Source organism: Streptomyces sp. NRRL S-1022, from assembly GCF_000720135.1.
Taxonomy (GTDB): domain Bacteria; phylum Actinomycetota; class Actinomycetes; order Streptomycetales; family Streptomycetaceae; genus Streptomyces.
This window is the reverse complement of sequence record NZ_JOIU01000020.1, coordinates 12,106-29,219: the sequence shown is the minus strand read 5'-3', so window position 1 is coordinate 29,219 and position 17,114 is coordinate 12,106. Positions and strand designations below refer to the sequence as shown.

13 protein-coding genes and 1 pseudogene are annotated in these 17,114 nt (G+C 74.2%); 9 read left to right on the top strand and 5 right to left on the bottom strand.

The features are described from left to right. The 3 genes from IG05_RS0127475 to IG05_RS47990 all read left to right on the top strand — a co-directional run bounded on the left by IG05_RS0127475 (window position 1) and on the right by IG05_RS47990 (window position 3,624). Entirely contained in the window at window positions 1-1,365 is a 1,365-nt protein-coding gene (locus tag IG05_RS0127475) for a GH1 family beta-glucosidase (protein WP_030346693.1), read from the top strand. A 120-nt stretch (window positions 1,366-1,485) separates the two neighbouring features. Further along, window positions 1,486-3,360, top strand: a complete 1,875-nt coding sequence (locus IG05_RS0127470) for a discoidin domain-containing protein (protein ID WP_030346692.1) — start codon at window positions 1,486-1,488, stop codon at window positions 3,358-3,360. A 54-nt stretch (window positions 3,361-3,414) separates the two neighbouring features. Then, complete coding sequence (locus IG05_RS47990; protein WP_030346691.1) at window positions 3,415-3,624, top strand: hypothetical protein; 210 nt, start codon at window positions 3,415-3,417, stop codon at window positions 3,622-3,624. Between the two features lie 144 nt (window positions 3,625-3,768). Here IG05_RS47990 and IG05_RS43855 read toward each other — a convergent pair whose 3' ends face one another. The 4 genes from IG05_RS43855 to IG05_RS0127445 all read right to left on the bottom strand — a co-directional run bounded on the left by IG05_RS43855 (window position 3,769) and on the right by IG05_RS0127445 (window position 9,273). Continuing rightward, window positions 3,769-4,914, bottom strand: coding sequence for a restriction endonuclease (locus IG05_RS43855; protein ID WP_158839029.1), 1,146 nt, complete (start codon window positions 4,912-4,914; stop codon window positions 3,769-3,771). A 395-nt stretch (window positions 4,915-5,309) separates the two neighbouring features. Beyond that, entirely contained in the window at window positions 5,310-5,615 is a 306-nt protein-coding gene (locus tag IG05_RS47095; RefSeq protein WP_199808391.1) for a hypothetical protein, read from the bottom strand. Between the two features lie 151 nt (window positions 5,616-5,766). After that, window positions 5,767-6,369: an HD domain-containing protein gene (locus IG05_RS0127450; protein WP_030346689.1), complete on the bottom strand. Its 603-nt coding sequence runs from the start codon at window positions 6,367-6,369 to the stop codon at window positions 5,767-5,769. Between the two features lie 63 nt (window positions 6,370-6,432). After that, window positions 6,433-9,273, bottom strand: coding sequence for a branched-chain amino acid ABC transporter substrate-binding protein (locus tag IG05_RS0127445; protein WP_030346688.1), 2,841 nt, complete (start codon window positions 9,271-9,273; stop codon window positions 6,433-6,435). Between the two features lie 1,120 nt (window positions 9,274-10,393). Between IG05_RS0127445 and IG05_RS0127440 the strand changes: the two genes are divergently transcribed. Further along, window positions 10,394-11,092, top strand: coding sequence for a YcnI family protein (locus tag IG05_RS0127440; protein WP_030346687.1), 699 nt, complete (start codon window positions 10,394-10,396; stop codon window positions 11,090-11,092). 70 nt (window positions 11,093-11,162) lie between these two features. Here the strand turns inward: IG05_RS0127440 and IG05_RS0127435 are convergent, their stop codons facing one another. Then, the gene (locus tag IG05_RS0127435; RefSeq protein ID WP_030346686.1) at window positions 11,163-11,939 is read right to left on the bottom strand and encodes a CDP-alcohol phosphatidyltransferase family protein; all 777 of its coding nucleotides are present in this window, start codon (window positions 11,937-11,939) and stop codon (window positions 11,163-11,165) included. Window positions 11,940-12,046: 107 nt separating this feature from the next. Here IG05_RS0127435 and IG05_RS0127430 point away from each other — a divergent pair, with 107 nt between their 5' ends. The 5 genes and pseudogenes from IG05_RS0127430 to IG05_RS50320 all read left to right on the top strand — a co-directional run. Then, window positions 12,047-13,036 carry a zinc-dependent alcohol dehydrogenase gene (locus IG05_RS0127430; protein WP_030346685.1) on the top strand — a complete coding sequence of 330 codons (990 nt, stop codon included), beginning with the start codon at window positions 12,047-12,049 and terminating at the stop codon, window positions 13,034-13,036. 110 nt (window positions 13,037-13,146) lie between these two features. After that, window positions 13,147-13,545: a 6-pyruvoyl trahydropterin synthase family protein gene (locus IG05_RS0127425; RefSeq protein ID WP_030346684.1), complete on the top strand. Its 399-nt coding sequence runs from the start codon at window positions 13,147-13,149 to the stop codon at window positions 13,543-13,545. Continuing rightward, a complete protein-coding gene (locus IG05_RS0127420) occupies window positions 13,542-14,723 on the top strand; it encodes a glycosyltransferase family 4 protein (RefSeq protein ID WP_030346683.1) in 1,182 nt (393 codons plus the stop codon). Before IG05_RS0127425 ends, IG05_RS0127420 begins: the two co-directional genes overlap by 4 nt. Next, window positions 14,720-15,796 (top strand): class I SAM-dependent methyltransferase, encoded by a 1,077-nt coding sequence (locus IG05_RS0127415; RefSeq protein ID WP_078894514.1) that lies wholly within the window; start codon window positions 14,720-14,722, stop codon window positions 15,794-15,796. Before IG05_RS0127420 ends, IG05_RS0127415 begins: the two co-directional genes overlap by 4 nt. Before the next feature lie 326 nt (window positions 15,797-16,122). Continuing rightward, window positions 16,123-17,040: pseudogene (locus IG05_RS50320) on the top strand (lysylphosphatidylglycerol synthase transmembrane domain-containing protein); the annotation flags it as partial. Between the last annotated feature and the right edge of the window lie 74 nt (window positions 17,041-17,114).

Sequence of the window (17,114 nt, the reverse complement as noted above, 5' to 3'; positions counted from 1 at the left end):
GTGTCCGAACCCATCGACCTGTCCGCCTTCCCCCGTGACTTCCTGTGGGGAACGGCCACGGCGGCGTACCAGATCGAGGGCGCCGTCGCCGAGGACGGCCGTGCGCCCTCGATCTGGGACACCTTCTCCCACACCCCCGGGAAGGTCGCGAACGGCGACCACGGCGACGTCGCCTGCGACCACTACCACCGCTGGCGGGAGGACATCGGGCTGATGCGGCAACTCGGCGTCAACGCCTACCGGATGTCCGTGGCCTGGCCCCGCGTGATCCCCGGCGGGACCGGCCCGGTGAACCCCAAGGGCCTCGCCTTCTACGACGAGTTGGTGGACGCGCTGCTGGAGGCGGGCATCACCCCGTCCGTCACTCTCTACCACTGGGACCTGCCGCAGGTGCTCCAGGACCGCGGCGGCTGGCCGGAGCGGGACACCGCCCTGGCGTTCGCCGAGTACGCCTCCGTCGTCGCCGGACGCCTCGGCGACCGCGTCACCCTCTGGGCCACCCTCAACGAACCGTCCTGCTCGGCCTGGATCGGCCACCTGGAGGGCACGATGGCCCCCGGCTGGACCGACCTCACCGCCGCCGTCCGCGCCTCCGGCCATCTGCTCCTCGGTCACGGCCTCGCCACCCAGGCGATCCGCGCCGCCGCCCCCGGAGCGCAGGTCGGCATCGTCAACAACCTCTCCACCGTGCACCCGGCCTCCGACCGCCCCGAGGACCTGGCGGCGGCCCGCCGGCACGACGGCCACGTCAACCGCTGGTGGCTCGACCCGGTCCACGGCCGCGGCTTCCCCGCCGACATGGTGGAGACCTACGGCGTCGAACTCTCGCTGAAAGACGCCGACTTGACGGCCATCGCCGCACCGCTGGACTGGCTCGGCCTGAACTACTACTTCCCCGCCTACGTCACCGACGACCCCGACGGGCCCGCGCCGTACGCCCGTTCCGTCCACCGCGACGGCGTCCCGCGCACCGGCATGGACTGGGAGATCGACGCCTCCGGCATCGAGGCGCTTCTGCTCCGGCTCACCGAGGAGTACGGCGCCCGGCGGATCTACGTCACGGAGAACGGCTCCGCCTTCCCGGACGTGGTCCGCCCCGACGGCAGCGTCGACGACCCCGAGCGCCGCGACTACCTCGAACGCCACCTCGCCGCCTGCGCCTCCGCCGCCCGCAAGGGCGCCCCGCTGGCCGGCTACTTCGCCTGGTCCCTGCTGGACAACTTCGAGTGGGCGTACGGCTACGACAAGCGTTTCGGCCTGGTCCACGTCGACTACCGCACCCAGGTCCGCACCATCAAGGGCAGCGGCCACCGGTACGCGGACATCGTCCGCGTCCACCGCGGCCTGAGTCGCCGGGCCGCCTGAGCCCGGCCCGGACGGCCGGCGGACACGGACGGGAACCCGTGTCCGCCGGTCGGCACCTTGGAATGTCATGTACATGTCCAGTCTGAGTACGTGCAACCTCCACCCCACGAGGAGAGCCGCATGCCGACCCGTGTCCGCCGCTCCCTGCTCGCCACCTTCGCCGCCACGGCCCTGTTGTCCTCGGGACCGCTCCTGGCCGCCCCCGCCTCCGCGGCCCCCGCGGCCAGCGCCTGGGACACCGACCGGGCAGCCGCCGCCTACCAGGTGAACCCAGCCGCCGTCTCCGCCTCCGGCAGCGAGAACGCCGGCACCGTGCCCGGCCTCGCCTTCGACGGCAACGGCGCCACCCGCTGGTCCAGCAACTTCGCCGACGACGCCTGGATCCGCGTCGACCTCGGCTCGGTGATCCGCGTCGACCGAGTCGTCCTCGACTGGGAGGCGGCGTACGGCAAGCGCTACGTCCTGGAGGTGTCCCGGAACGGCACCGACTGGACGCCCTTCTACACCGAGACCGCGGGCACCGGCGGCACGGTCACCGCGCACACCTACCCGCAGGAGGCCACCGGCCGCTACGTCCGCCTGCGCGGCCTCGAACGCGCCACGCCCTACGGCTACTCGCTGTGGAGCTTCAAGGTCTACGGCGGCGAGCCCGCCCCGGCGTCGACAACCCGCACCAACCTGGCCCTCAACCACCCGGCGTACTCGAACCTCTACCAACACGCCGGAAACTCACCCGCCTTCGTCACCGACGGCGGCTGGCCCGCCAACCTCAAGGACGACGCGACCCGCTGGTCCAGCGACTGGAACGCGGACCGCTGGGTCTCGGTCGACCTGGGCGCCCCCTCGGCCATCTCCTCCGCCGACCTCTACTGGGAGGCGGCCTACGCCGTCGACTACCAGCTCCAGGTCTCCGACGACAACCGTACCTGGCGCACGGTGTACCAGCCCTCGGCCGCCGACGTGGCCGCCCGCCGCGCGAACGTGAAGTCCCCGTCCGAGGCCGTGGGCCTGCACGACACCGTCACCCTCCCCGCACCGGTCACCGGCCGCTACGTCCGCATGCTCGGCAAGGAGCGCCGGTCCTTCTACAACCCGGCCCCCGCCACCGCCCAGTTCGGCTACTCGCTGTACGAGTTCCAGGTCTGGGGCACCGGCGGCAGCGCCTCAGCGGCCTACCCGGCCCTGCCCGCCGACCAGCCGGGCACCTACCGCACCACCTTCTTCGACGACTTCACCGGCGCCGCACTCGACCGCTCCAAGTGGCGGGTGGTGCGCACCGGCACGGAGATGGGCCCGGTCAACGGAGAGTCCCAGGCGTACGTCGACTCCACGGACAACATCCGCACCGAGAACGGTGAGTTGATCCTCCGGGCCAAGTACTGCAAGGGCTGCACCCGGGCGGGCGGCGGCACCTACGACTTCACCTCCGGCCGCGTCGACACCAACACCCACTTCGACTTCACCTACGGCAGGGTCAGCGCCCGGATGAAGCTGCCGGTCGGCGACGGGTTCTGGCCGGCGTTCTGGCTGCTCGGCAGCAACGTGGACGACCCGTCCGTCTCCTGGCCCGCCTCCGGCGAGACCGACATCATGGAGAACATCGGCTACCCCGACTGGACCAGCACGGCGCTGCACGGCCCCGGCTACTCGGCCGACGGCAACATCGGTGCCCGCCAGACGTATCCGGGCGGCGGCACGGCCGACCAGTGGCACACCTACGCGGTCGAGTGGACCCCGACGACGATGCGGTTCTTCGTCGACGACCGCCTGGTCCAGGAGACGACCCGCAACAAGCTGGAGTCCACCCGGGGCCAGTGGGTCTACGACCACAACCAGTACGTCATCCTGAACCTCGCCCTCGGCGGCGCCTACCCGGCCGGCTGGAACAAGGTCACCACCCCCTACTGGGGCCTGCCGCAGTCCAGCGTGGACCGGATCGCGGGCGGGGGAGTGCAGGCGGAGGTGGACTGGGTGCGGGTGGAGCAGAAGGGCTGACGATGCACTAAGACATCCTGAGAAGACGAGCCGTGAAGAACCGAGGGGCCGGCGATGGATCTGGTGCTCGACCCGCCGCGCGGAGTCGCGCCGATCCTGCTGGGCATGACGGCTTTCGCGCACGTCTTGTCGAAGCGGGCACTGACCTCGATCTCCCCGGCGCCGACACCCGCGTCCATCCACGCCCGCACCCGGGCGACCAGCGCGTCCAGCTCGTCCTCCAGCTGGGCGATCGGGCAGCTCAGGAGGCGTGGGGCTCCGTGATCAACGGCGCGGGTCCGTGCCTGTGCTTCCGCGGAGAGCCGGGCCCGGCCGGTCCCTACCGCGCCCGGCGTCCCGGACCGGCGACCCGGAGGCATTTCCGCCATGGCTGGCGCAGCGGACGGAAGAGGACGCAGGACCCGCGGGCTACGTGTCGCCGCCGTGTTCGGCCCCGGCCGGCTGGGACGCTCGTGCGTCGGCCGTCTCCAGCAGCCGCAGAGCGGGCGTGTTGACCGCTTGGGGCGTCCCCTGGCGGTCGTACTGGAAGAGGGCGATGCCGTGTTCCGAGGCCCATGCGAGGGCCGGCGGGGTGTAGCCGGCCATTGAGAAGAACAAGGCCTTCTTCTCTTTCGCAGTGGCGACGCCGTGGAGTTGCTGGACGGTCGGGCGGGTGGTGCGGCTGCCCTCCATCTTCACCTGCGCCAGGCCCCGTTCGGAGATGACGTCGATTCCCTCGTCGGCGCCGACGGGCGTGGCCACGGCATCGGTGAAGCCCAGGTAACGCATCCAGTCGACGGCGACGAGTTCTGACTCCCGCGCGGTGCGGATCAACCGGGGCTCGGGCCGGCCCGCCGGGGGCGAGGCCGGTGCGGCTAGGGCCGCGGCCTCTTCCCGGGCCGCGAGGGCGATCGGCAACCGGGGGTTGTCGAGGAAGGAGAAGAGCAACTCTCCGACCTGCAGTCCCCAGCCTTCGGTCACATCATCGGGATCAGGGTCGTACCGGTAGGAGGTGCCTCTGTCCGACACGGCGGCAGAGCGGTCGGTGAGGACCAACAACGCCCGGCGCTTCCCGGTCCCGGTGGCCACCGCCTGGGCGACGCACAGGATGCGCTCGTCGACGGCGAGATACCGTCGCGCGAGCTGCTCCGCCTCGGCCCGGACGCGTGGGTCGCGTGCCGCGCCGGTTCTCGACAGGCAGTACGCGATCGCCTCGTCCTGTGGCGTTCCACGCTCCGGCAAGCCGTCGAGCAGCTGACGTACCGCGCGCTGCAGTTCCCGGGCCGCTTCGGCCGCCTCGCGTGCGAGAGCGTCCTGCCGCTCCTGCTGGCGCTTCTGCTCGGTGCGGGCGGCCCTCCTCTCGCGCAATTCGGCCTGTCGGGCCGTTCTGGCCTCGTTCCGGGCGGTGTTGCGCCGACCCGCCGGGGTGGCGTCGAGGACCCGCACGGCGATTGCCGCGACAGCGGCAACCGCCAGCGCGATCAGCGGGACGACATCGGAGAAGAACAGCCAGATGAGGGCGACGAGGAAAGCGACGACGCCCAGGGCCGTGAGCAGTAGCTGAGCCGTTTCCACCCGGGCGTCCACCGGTGGGCGCCGCAGCGTGTTCCTGCCGCCGCTGGTGGGCGGAGCGCCGCCGGCGGGCGAGGCGTCGCCGGCCGGGGCACCGGTGGTCGGGGTGTCGCTCTCCACCGGGTGCGGGACCGCAGCCGCCCGGCCGGATCCCGAACACGCCTGCCCTCTCACCTTGTGGGAGACGATGAGTCCTTTGCTCACGGGCAGCTGTAGCCGACAAACCGAGCATGTGCCGAGTTGCACTGCTTCCCCCCGTACCCCTTGCCGCGAAGTGAGCAGACTGTAGCCGATCCGGACAGCGACGGTGGTACCTGCCCTCGCCCGGACGAACTCAGGCAGTTCCCGGCAACAGGACCGGACGCCGGCCGAGGCGGCCGCAACAGCGGTGCCTCGGGTCAGGCGGGACAGCCGGGCCCGTCGCCGTCGAGATCCAGCCGGATCACGGCCAGGGTCTCCGCCACCTCGGCGGTCAGCTCGTCGTCCGGGCCGAACACCAGGCACAGGTCCGCGTGCAGCGGGTCCGGGACGGCGAAGGCGTCCGCCGTCCGCCCTGCGCGAGCAGCAGCATGCCGATGTCGCGACGCAGCTCCACCGCGCTCTCGCTCACGCCGCCGTCGACGGGCGCGGACGATGTCGAGGACGTCATTCAGTCCGGCCGGCGCCTCGAACTCGGGCAGCGCGGCCCGGTGGTCTCCCACCATATGACGGCCGACTGCCCGCCACATGCGCAGCCGCAGCACCCGCCTTGTCGTCCTTGCCGACCCCTGCGGTGGCTGTGCAGTGAGTGTTGGCTCATGTGCGTCGCGAGGCCGATTGTGAACCGAGGGGCACCGGTGGGACGGCGACCCTCGATCACGTGCCGACCGACGTACCACCGGACGGCACCGCCCGCAACAGGGCCGGGTCGCCGAACTCCGTGCGCAGGGACTGGAACGCGGTGACCTTGTCCTCGCCGAAGCGGCGGACGTGGGCGGCGTATTCGTCGGGGGTGAGGAACACCGACGGGCGGGACTTGGTGTGGAACTTGTCCGCGTACATCACCAGCCGCTCCTCGCCGGTCACCGCGAGGTAGTCGGCGGGAGGCAGCGGGAGGTTCTGGCTCAGGATGTCGTGCCGGGTGAGGCCGACGCCGGTGTGGTGGGAGCAGAACCGGCGCAGCGGCTCCGGGTAGCCCTCCTGTTCCAGGATCTCGTGGCCGAGCAGTCCGTGCCGGATGTACTGCGTGTGGTCCAGCCGTCCGTTGTCGTCGTAGAGGCGGTAGACGCCGATGTCGTGCAGGAGGCACCCGGCGCGGACCAGGCCGGCGTCGAGGTGGCGCAGGCGGGGGTCGGACAGGAGCTGTTCGGCGATGCTCCACACGATCTCGCAGTGCGTGTGCACGACGGCGAACGCCTCGGCGGTGGGCGCGTACTTCTCGTGCAGCGCACGGATCTCGCCGGGTCCCGGAATACTCATCCGGTGAGCGTAACAACCTTCGTGAAGCGGCCCGGGCCGCCCTTCGGCCCGGGCCGGTGCCGGTCATCCGATGGAGCACTCCTTCACGCTGAGCGGCCTGGTGCTGCCGGCCGGCCGGCTGCACAGCACTTCCGACTCCGAGACACCGCGCGGGGTCCTGCGGACCCGTTTGAGGACGATGCTGTGGCCGTGGCGTTCGCCGTACAGGGGCGCGTCGGTGAAGTCGATCGTTCCGGTGGCCATCCCGTCGAGCTTCACGCCCCTGAGGTTGACCCAGGTCGCCGCGCGGCTCTGGTGCACGTCGCCGAGGCTGGCCGCCCAGTACAGCGCACGGGTGGCGTCGTGGGCGAGGGCCGTCTGGCCGCTGGCGAAGCCGGGGGCGTCGTAGGTGACTTCCTTGCCCTTGAGCCAGGGGAGGTACTTCGCGGCGTCCTCGTAGAAGGCGGTGGTGGACGCGGCCTCCTTCAGTTCGGCCAGGGCGGCGTGGTAGAGGGTGATCCGGGGGGCCACGCCGTCGCGGCCGCCCGTGCCGGAGAACCTGGCCTTGCTCAGGTCGTCGCCCGTCAGGATGGAGATCTCCCGGCTCGCGCAGCCCGGTTCGGTGCCCAGCTGGGTCATCAGCGGGCCGATGTCCTCGACCCGTCCGGCGAAGTAGATCACCGAGGGAACCGTCTTCCCCTGGCAGATGCTCTCCGCGTGCAGGCGCAGCTCGGGCTTGCCGTTCGCCACCCGGTAGCGCCGCTCGGGCAGCAGCCGGAAGCGCTCCCGGCGCAGCATCCTCCCGCCGTACAGGGCCTGTTCGCTGGTGTAGCGGTCCTGCGTGTCCAAGGTGTCGCGGGCCAGCACCAGCGCGTACGGGTCCTTTTCCCGGGCGCGCAGCTGCCGGGCGACGAGGCCGAGCGCCTGCGCCTGGTGCTCGTCGGGCGCCGCGAGGCTGAACCAGTTGGAGAACTGCTTGGGCAGGTACGTCGCCGAGTTGGTGCCGGAGACTATGGGGAGCCCCACCGCCTGGAGCCGGCGCGTGACGTCGAGGCTGCTCTGCAGGTCCCGGCCGAAGCCGACCACGCCGACGAGGGTCGGGTCCCGGTCGGCGTACGCGGCGATCGCGTCCGCCGTCACGCGCTGCTGCCGCATGTCCACACCCCCGTTGGCGAGCAGCACCCGGAGTTTCACCGTGTAGTTCTCGTTGACCACACGCTGGGCGAGGTACACGCCGGCCAGTTCCTCGGCGCCTTTGACCAGGGAGGAGTCCGTCGCGGAGGAGCTGAGCGGTCCCGCGTACACGACGGTGACGTACGTGCCGCGGTGGTGGCGCAGCACGTCGGCGTTCTCGGCGCGCACCAGGTTCTCCAGCTCGCGCAGCCTGCGGCCCTCCTCGTCGGCTCCGCCGGGCAGGTACGCGCCGAACCGGATGTCTCCGGTGGCTATGCCGACGCACTCGGTGCCGCCGCCGGGCGCGGGACGCCGTACGGTGTCGCGGTCGGCGCTCAGCAGCCCCGCCGAGCAGTAGGTACGGTGCAGTTCGAGTGAGTGGACGACACCCGTGGTGCCGGCGAGGACGAGGACGAGGAGCAGGGTGTACGCCGACCACACCACGCGGGCCAGGGGCGGCCGGTGCCTGGCCCGCACGCACCGCCAGTCCGTCTGCCGCAGCGGCACCAGCTCGTCGCGGGGCAGCGGAACCCTGAGCACCCAGGGCAGGGCGTTCGTCCGGCTCGGCGACTGGTCGGCCCTCAGGTTCCCGGCCCACTCGTCGTACCAGTGCCGCAACCGCTGCTGCAGGCCCGCGGGCACCGGACGGCCGGCCGGTGGGGCGGTGTCGGTGCCGCGGTCGAGCAGTGCGGCGTCGCCGGCCGCCACGCCCGCCACGATGAGCAGCGGGTCGAGCTCGCTGCGTCTGCTGCGGACGTCGCTGACCGCCCTGACCAGTTCGACGCCGCCGTTCTCCCGGCTGATCCGGCGCAGGAACAGCACGGGCGGGCGGGTCCGTTTGAAACCGCGCAGGTCCCAGCTGCCGCGCCGGTGGTTGTCCCGCAGGTCCTCGAACAGCGCCAGCACGTACAGCTGGAGCGGGAACGGGCCGCCCGCCCGCATCGCCTCGGCCACGTCGTAGGTGCGTGCCGCTATGGCTCTCCAGGAGCGGACGGGCCGCAGCAGCCGCACGCTGGTCGACCGGCGGCGGGCGGCGGACTGGAGGAACGTCGTGGTCAGGAACCAGCGGCTCTCCCTGCGCAGCCACAGGAAGAGGGGAGCGCGCCCGGGGACGTGGTTGAGACCGGCGAGCAGGATCATCAGGCCGATGCCCGCCAGGACGGCGACGTACCACTCGGGGCGGGTGAGCAGCGCGGTGAACGCGCCCAGGACGCCCATGGGCAGGAACTGCTGCACGTCGTTGAGGAGCAGCTGCCGGTGCCGGCGCGCGGGTCTGCGGGGCCGCCAGCGCTGCCGGGCCAGGATGCGCAGCAGGTGTGTCTGGGCCTGCTCCCGCTGCGCGTTGCCGTCCGGTGTGCCGGCGGGGACGGTCGGCCAGTGCTCGCGCATCTCCGGGTCGTCGGTGGCCTCCTGGAGGGCGCGGACGAGGTTGAGGCGGGGGAAGGCGTAGGGCCGGTACGCGGCGGACCGGCCGCCCCACTTCCTGGAGTCGCCGAGGTCCCACAGGAGCCGCGTGGCCCTGGCCAGGGGGTCGACGTCCCCCGGCGGCGGCTCGGTCGGGGCGACGGCCAGGCGCGTCCCGTGGCGCTGCTGTCCTTCGCACAGCTCGTCGACGAGTTCGGTGACGCGGTCGTCGTCGGCGGCGTCCTCGGCGTGCAGCACGATGACCGGTATCGGGGAATCGCTGGTCCGGAAGTCCTGGATCAGCGACTCCAGTTGCCGCTGGACGTCGATTCCGGCCTCGGTCGACATGCCCGGGTGATCACCCGGGCAGTCCTGAGGCAATGCGTGGTCGCGGCCGTGCATGGACACCCCCCGTGGTCTGAAGACACATGTGTCGCAAGCGTTTTGTCAGGCTATCGCCTGGCAGTGACAATCGCCCCCGGCGGAACGCCGCGCGGGCGGGGGCACGATGCGGACGGGTGCCGGCGGCCGGCTGCCGTCGCCCGTGTGCGGACCACGCGGCCGTGAAAGGATCGCTCGCCATGGGTGTGTCCGCGGGGGTGCGAGGGGTGCGGGCCGGTGTGTTCGCGGCGGTGTGCGTGCTGCTCGCCGCCGCCGGGCACCGGGCCGCCGTGGGGGTCATGCCGCCGTGGGGGTCATGCCGCCGTGGTGGGCGGATGCGGCCGCCTTCGCCGGTGTGTTCGGGCCCGGGTGGGTCCTCGGCGGGCGGGAGCGGTCGCTGCCCGGCATCGGTGCGGCCATGCTGGTCACCCAGGGGGCCCTGCACCTGGGGTTCGGCGCGGCCCACCGCACCGGTGCCGGCCCGGCGCGCCACCACCCGCACGCCACGCTGCCGGCCCACCCGCACCCCGCCGCCCACGCCCCCGGCCTGCTCACCACGCACGCCACGGGCACCGATCTGCTCACCGCTCAACGCGCCGGCACCGGGCTGCTCACCGTCCACCCCACGGGCGCCCACCTGCTCACCGCTCACCCCGCCGGTCCCGGCCCTCTCACCGTGCACGTCGCCCACGCCCCCGGCCTGCTCACCGCGCACGCCACGGGCACCGGCCTGCTCACCGCCCATCCCGCCGGCGCCCGGCTGCTCGCCGTCCACCTGCTCACCGCCCACGCCACCGGTGCCCACCTGACGGCCGCTCTGGCCGCCTCCTGGTGGCTGTGGCGGGGGGAGGCCGCGGTGTGGTCGCTGCTGCGCCGGGCCGCCGCGTTCGTGCCGGCCCTGGCCGCCTGGTGGCGGGGCGCCCCGCTGCCCGCGTCCGCCGGCCCGGCGCCGCTCGGGCCGGCCGTCGCCGCGCCGCCCCGCCGGACTCCGCTGCGGCACGCGGTGCACCGGCGCGGACCCCCGCCCCCGATCCCGTACCCGAACCCGTCACCGGCACATCCCACCCGTACGGAGATCCCCTCACTCATGTCCACGACACGCACCGCCCTGCGCCGCGCCGGCGCCGTCACCGCGCTCGCCGCCGCCTCCGTGCTGCTCGGCGCCTCGGCCGCCTCCGCGCACGTCACCGTCCACCCGGAGAGCTACCCCCGGGGCGCCACCGACGGCGTGCTGACCTTCCGCGTCCCGAACGAGGAGGACACGGCCGCCACCACGAAGGTCCAGGTGTTCCTGCCCACCGACCACCCCGTCCTCGGCGTCCTGGTCCACCCCGAGGACGGCTGGACCGCCAAGGTCACCACCAGCAGGCTGAAGACACCGGTGAAGACCGACGACGGCACGGTCACCGAGGCCGCCTCCGAGATCACCTTCACCGGAGGCCGCATCGGCGCCGGGCAGTACGAGGACTTCACCGTGGCCTTCGGTCAACTGCCGGGCGACACCGGCCGGTTGGTGTTCAAGACGCTGCAGACCTACTCCGACGGCAAGGTCGCCCGCTGGATCGAGCAGCCGGCGGCCGGCGGTGACGAGCCGGAGAACCCGGCGCCGGCGCTGAAGCTGACGGCCGCCGGCGCCCACGCCACCACCGCCCCCGCTCCCGCCGAGGCGTCGGGCACCAGCGACTCCACCGCCCGCGGACTCGGTGCCGCCGGGCTGGCCGTCGGCGTACTGGGCCTGGCCGCGGCCGCCTTCGCGCTCGTCCGCGGCCGGAACGCGCGGCCGTAGACGGCACCCGCGACGGCACGCGCAAGGGCCCGGACCGGCAACCGGTCCGGGCCCTTGTGCGTGCCGCCGCTCAGCGCGCCGCCAGCTCCAGCAGCTGCGGCTGCTCGGCCGGCACCGGCACCGGCACCGCCACCGTCATCCGCGCGTTGCGCCACAGCCACGCGACGTCCCGGCCGAAGGACCACACCAGCGACCCCAGCGCCAGCAGCACGATCGCCAGGTTCACCGGACGGGGCAGCAGCTGCGCGCCCGCCACGAGCAGGCACACACCCTGCACCGCGGCGACGGTCTTGCGGGCGAACGACGGCGGCAGCGGCGCCGTCAGCCACGGCGCGATCCGGGCCGCGGCGACGAACCCGTACCGCATCCCGCCGATCAGCAGCACCCACGGCCCGAGCTGCGCCGACACGTACACACTCAGCACCAGGATCAGGAACGCGTCGACCTCCATGTCGAACCGCGCGCCGAGCGCGGAGGAGGTCCCGGTGCGCCGGGCGACCTTGCCGTCCACGCCGTCCAGCAGCAGCGCCACCGCGGTCAGCGCGACCAGCAGCGTCACCGGCGGCGCGCTCTCGAAGGAGTCCGCGACCAGCGCGGTCACCCCGCCGACCAGGACGGACCGGCCGAGCGTGACCCGGTTCGCGGGACCGAAGGAGCGCAGCCGGGACCGGTGCACGGCACGGGAGAGGACCGCCCAGGTGGCGAACGCGAACACGAGTCCCGTCAGCCAGCCGACCGGCCCCATGCCGATCGCCGGGCCGAGCAGGGCCAGCAGCAGGATCTGCACGCCCGCTCCCACAGCGGTCTCCTGCTGGAGCCTCGCGTCATACGTGTTGTTCAGGGCCACCGCACATCCTCCGGCCGAGTGACAGAGTCGATCAACGCCGCGTACTGTGCGCGGCCTGTGCACAACTCGGTACGTGAACAACTTCCCGATCGTTCAGGAGGATGCCGATGAACCGGTCGGCCCGCGCGTTCTGGCTCCGCTCGCCCGGCCACGGAGAGCTGCGCGACGTCACCCTCGCGGAGCCCGCCGCGGACGAGGTGCTGGTGCGCGCGCTGTACTCCGGGGTGAGCCGGGGCACGGAGACGCTCGTCTTCCGCGGCGGGGTGCCGCGCAGCCAACACGCCGTGATGCGGGCGCCGTTCCAGGAGGGCGACTTCCCGGGCCCGGTGAAGTACGGCTACCTGAGCGTCGGCGTGGTCGAGCGGGGCCCGGCTGAGCTGACCGGCCGTACGGTCTTCTGCCTGTATCCGCACCAGAGCCGTTACGTCGTTCCGGTGAGCGCCGTCACCGTGGTGCCCGAACGGGTGCCCGCCGCACGCGCCGTCCTGGCCGGCACCGTCGAGACCGCCGTGAACGCCCTGTGGGACGCGCGCCCGCTGATCGGCGACCGGATCGCGGTGGTCGGCGGCGGCATGGTCGGCTGCGCGGTGACCGCGCTGCTCGCCCGCTTCCCCGGCGTCCGCCTCCAGCTGGTCGACGCCGACCCCGCCCGCGCCGCGACCGCCGAGGCGCTCGGCGTGGACTTCGCCGCGCCCGCCGACGCCCTCGGCGACTGCGACCTCGTCGTGCACGCCAGCGCCACCGAGGCCGGCCTCACCCGCGCCCTGCAACTCCTCGCCCCCGAGGGCACGGTCGTCGAACTGAGCTGGTACGGCGACCGGAGCGTGGCCCTGCCGCTCGGCGAGGCCTTCCACTCCCGGCGGCTCACCGTGCGCAGCAGCCAGGTCGGCACCGTCTCCCCGGCCGCCCGCGCCGGCCGTACCTACGCCGACCGGATGGCGCTCGCCCTGGACCTGCTCGCCGACCCCGCGCTGGACGCGCTCATCACCTCAGAGAGCGCTTTCGAGGAACTCCCGTCCGTCATGCCCCGGCTGGCGTCCGGTGAGATCCCCGCCCTGTGCCACCGGGTGCGGTACCCGGAGAGCGGCCTGACCTGAGAAAAGAGTGAGGAACCGCTGAACACGGGGAAGCGAAGAGCCGTACTACACGGCATCCCCCGGCGGGCAAGGCCGGGGGACCAGACGCGCCGCACCTGGAGGGTCGTCCGTTGTTCAGCATCACCGTCCGCGATCACATCATGATCGCCCACAGCTTCCGCGGCGAGGTCTTCGGGCCCGCGCAGCGACTGCACGGCGCCACGTTCCTCGTGGACGCGACGTTCCGCCGCCGGCAGCTGGACGAGGACAACATCGTGGTCGACATCGGCCTGGCCACCCGGGAACTGGCCGCCGTCACCGCCGAACTGAACTACCGCAACCTCGACGAGGAACCCGACTTCAAGGGCGTCAACACGTCCACCGAGTTCCTCGCCAAGGTCATCGCCGACCGGCTCGCCGAGCGGATCGGCAAGGGCGCCCTCGGCGAGGGCGCCAAGGGCCTCGCGGCGATCACCGTCACCCTGCACGAGTCGCACATCGCCTGGGCGAGTTACGAGCGTGACCTGTGACCGACCTGAGCGTGGAGCGGGCCCGCCTCACCTACGTGCCCGCGCAGCCCGCCGCCGCCGACAAAGCCGGAATCATCCCCATGTCCCTGCGCACCGTGCACTTCGTGATGCCGGGCGGCGTCGACGACCCGGCCGCGCCCAGCGGCGGCAACGCCTACGACCGCCGGGTCTGCCTGGACCTGCCCGGCTTCGGCTGGCAGCCCGTCCGGCACGCCGTGCCCGGCGGCTGGCCGCGCCCGGACGGCGCGGCCCGCGAGCGGCTCGCCCGCACCCTGCGGGACCTGCCCGACGACACGGTCGTGCTCCTCGACGGCCTCGTCGCCTGCGGCGTCCCCGAGATCGTCGTCCCCGAGGCCGCACGGCTGCGGCTCGCCGTCCTCGTCCACCTGCCGCTCGGCGACGAGACCGGCCTGGACCCGGCCGTCGCCGCCGACCTGGACGGCCGCGAACGGGCGGTGCTGCGGGCCGCGGGCGCGGTCGTCGCCACCAGCGACTGGGCGGTCCGCCGGCTCGTCGCCCACCACGGCCTCGCCCCCGACCGGGTGCACACGGCCGCGCCCGGCGCCGACATCGCGCCCCTCGCGCCCGGCACCGACGGCGTCACCCGGCTGCTGTGCGTGGCCGCCGTGACCCCGCGCAAGGGCCAGCACCGGCTGGTCGAGGCGCTCGCGGCGGTAAGGGACCTGCCCTGGACCTGCGAGTGCGTCGGCGGCCTCGGCCACGACCCCGCGTACGTCGCCCACCTGCGGGAACTGATCGCCCGGCACGGCCTCGCCGACCGCCTGCACCTGACCGGGCCGCGCTCCGGCGCCGCCCTCGACGCCTCCTACGCCGCGGCCGACCTGATGGTCCTCACCTCCTACGCCGAGACCTACGGCATGGCGGTCACCGAGGCCCTCGCGCGGGGCATCCCGGTCCTCGCCACCGACGTCGGCGGCCTGCCCGAGGCGGTCGGCCGCGCACCGGACGGCGGGGTGCCCGGCATCCTCGTCCCGCCGGAGGACCCGGCGGCGCTCGCCGCCGAACTGCGCGGCTGGTTCGGCGAACCCGACGTACGCCGCCGCCTCAAGGCCGCGGCCCGCGCGCGGCGCGCCGCGCTCGACGGCTGGGCGACCACCGCCCGCAGCCTGGCGGGAGTCCTCGGGCGGCTCCCCCAACCCCCGAGGAGGACGGCATGAGCACGGTGCGCAAGGACGGAGCGGCGCCGGCCCGGCCCGGTTCGCAGGGGCTGATCCCGGCTCAGCCGGGGCCGGGGGAGGGGGAGCCGGTGCGGAAGACCACGAGGGCCCGCAGCGAGGACGAACCGGCGGCGGACGGCGGGGAACCCGGCGCCGGCGCCTCGGTCATCGCCGGTGCCGGTCCCGTGGGCCGCCCCGGCGAGCGGGCCACCGTACGGCTGCGGGACGAGGACGCGCAGGAGCCGCCGCGGTACGCGCCCGAGTGGCTCCAGCTGCGGGAGAGCGCCGACGCGGCGGCCCGCTCGCCGGAACTCCTCGACCCGCTGCGGATCCGGCTGGCCAACCTGCCGGGCCGCCCGGGCGGACTGGTCGTGCACGACCTGGGCTGCGGCACCGGCTCCATGGGCCGCTGGCTCGCGCCCCGCCTGGACGGCCCGCAGCACTGGATCCTGCACGACCGCGACCCCTACCTGCTGCACTTCGCCGCGGTCGCCTCCCCGCGCTCCGCCGCCGACGGCAGCCGCGTCACGGTGGAGACCCGGCGTGGTGACGTCGCCCGGCTCACCCCGGACGCGCTGGCCGGGGCCTCGCTGGTGACCGCGTCCGCGCTGCTCGACGTCCTCACCCGCGAGCACGTCGAGGCCCTGGCGGACGCCTGCACCGGCGCCGGCTGCCCGGCCCTGCTCACCCTGTCCGTCGCCGGACGCGTCGACCTCACCCCCGGGGACCCCCTGGACGCCGAGATCGCCGAGGCGTTCAACGCCCACCAGCGCCTCGACGGGCTGCTCGGCCCGGACGCGGTCACCGTGACCTGCGAGGCGTTCGCCGAGCGCGGGGCGACGGTCCGGCTGCACCCGAGCCCCTGGCGGCTCGGCCCCGGACAGCGGGCCCTCACCGAGCAGTGGCTGCGCGGCTGGGTGGGCGCGGCCGTTGAGCAGCGCCCTGAGCTGCGCGAACGCGCCGGGCGCTACCTGGACGAACGGCTCGCCGCCTGCGCGTCCGGCACCCTGCGGGTCACCCTCCACCACAGCGACCTCCTCGCCCTGCCCCGCCCGAAGGGCGGCACACCGTGACCGGCCGGGCCACGACGGCGGGAACGAGGGTGCCGCCGGGGGCCGGTACGGCACGCGCGCGCGTGGCACCGGGAACCGGCCCGGCAGCCACGCGGGGTACGGGCCCCGCGCCGGCGGCCGGCCCCGGTGCCGGCGCGACGCCGGCGCACGGTGTCCCCGCGCACGCGACGCACGGTGTCCCCGCGCACGAGGCACCGGCGGACGCGGCCCCCGCACGCGTGCACCCGGCCGACGCGTCCCCGACGCGCGTGCACCCGGCGACCGCGGCCCACGGGCGCGCGACCGCCGTCGACGCCGTCCCCGCGCCCGCAACGCGCCCCGTGCCCATGCCCCCCGCGCCCCCCGTATCCGCTGCGCCGGCCGGAGAGGAGGCCGCCGGCGAGGCGGCGGCCGGGGCCCCGCCGGCCCCGGCCCCCCGGCGCCGCGGCGGGCCCGCGCTGCGCACCCGGCTGGGTACCGTCGCCGGGGCCGGCATCCTCGGGTTCCTGCTGTGGCGGCTCGGTACCGGCGCGCTGGTCGACGGGCTGCGGCGGATCGACACGGGGACGGTGGCGGCCGCGCTGGCGATCGGCGCCGTCACCACCGTGCTCAGCGCGTGGCGGTGGCAACTGGTGGCGCGGGGGCTTCGGTTGCGGCTCCCGCTGGGCCCCGCCGTCGCCGACTACTACCGGGCGCTGTTCCTGAACGCGGCCCTGCCCGGCGGGATCCTGGGCGACGTGCACCGGGCGGTCCGGCACGGACGGAGCGCGGGCGACGTGCGGCGCGGGGTGAAGGCGGTCGTGCTCGAACGCGTCGCGGGACAGCTCGCGCTGGCCGTGGCCGGTACGGCGGTACTGCTGACCCTGCCGTCCCCGGTGCGCGCCGACGTCCGCGGCTTCGCCCCGCTCGCGGCCCTGGCCGCCGTCGGCGCGCTCGCCGTCGTCCTCGCCATCCGGATGAACCGCCCGCCGGCCGGCACGGGCGGCGGCGCCCTGCGCCGCACGCTCGGCGAGGCCCGCCGGGGCCTGGCGTCGCGGCACAACGGCCCCGGCGTCGCGCTGTCCTCCGCACTCGTCCTGGCCGGGCACCTGCTCATGTTCGTCGTGGCGGCCCGCGTCGCCGGCTCCGCCGCCCCCGCCACGGCGCTGCTGCCGCTCGCGGTGCTCGCCCTGCTGGCCATGGGCCTGCCGCTGAACGTCGGCGGTTTCGGCCCCCGCGAGGGCGTCACCGCCTGGGCGTTCGGCGCGGCCGGGCTCGGCGCGGACACCGGCGTCGCGGTCGCCGTCGTCTACGGCGTGCTGAGCCTCGTGGCGAGCCTGCCCGGCGCCGCCGTCCTGGC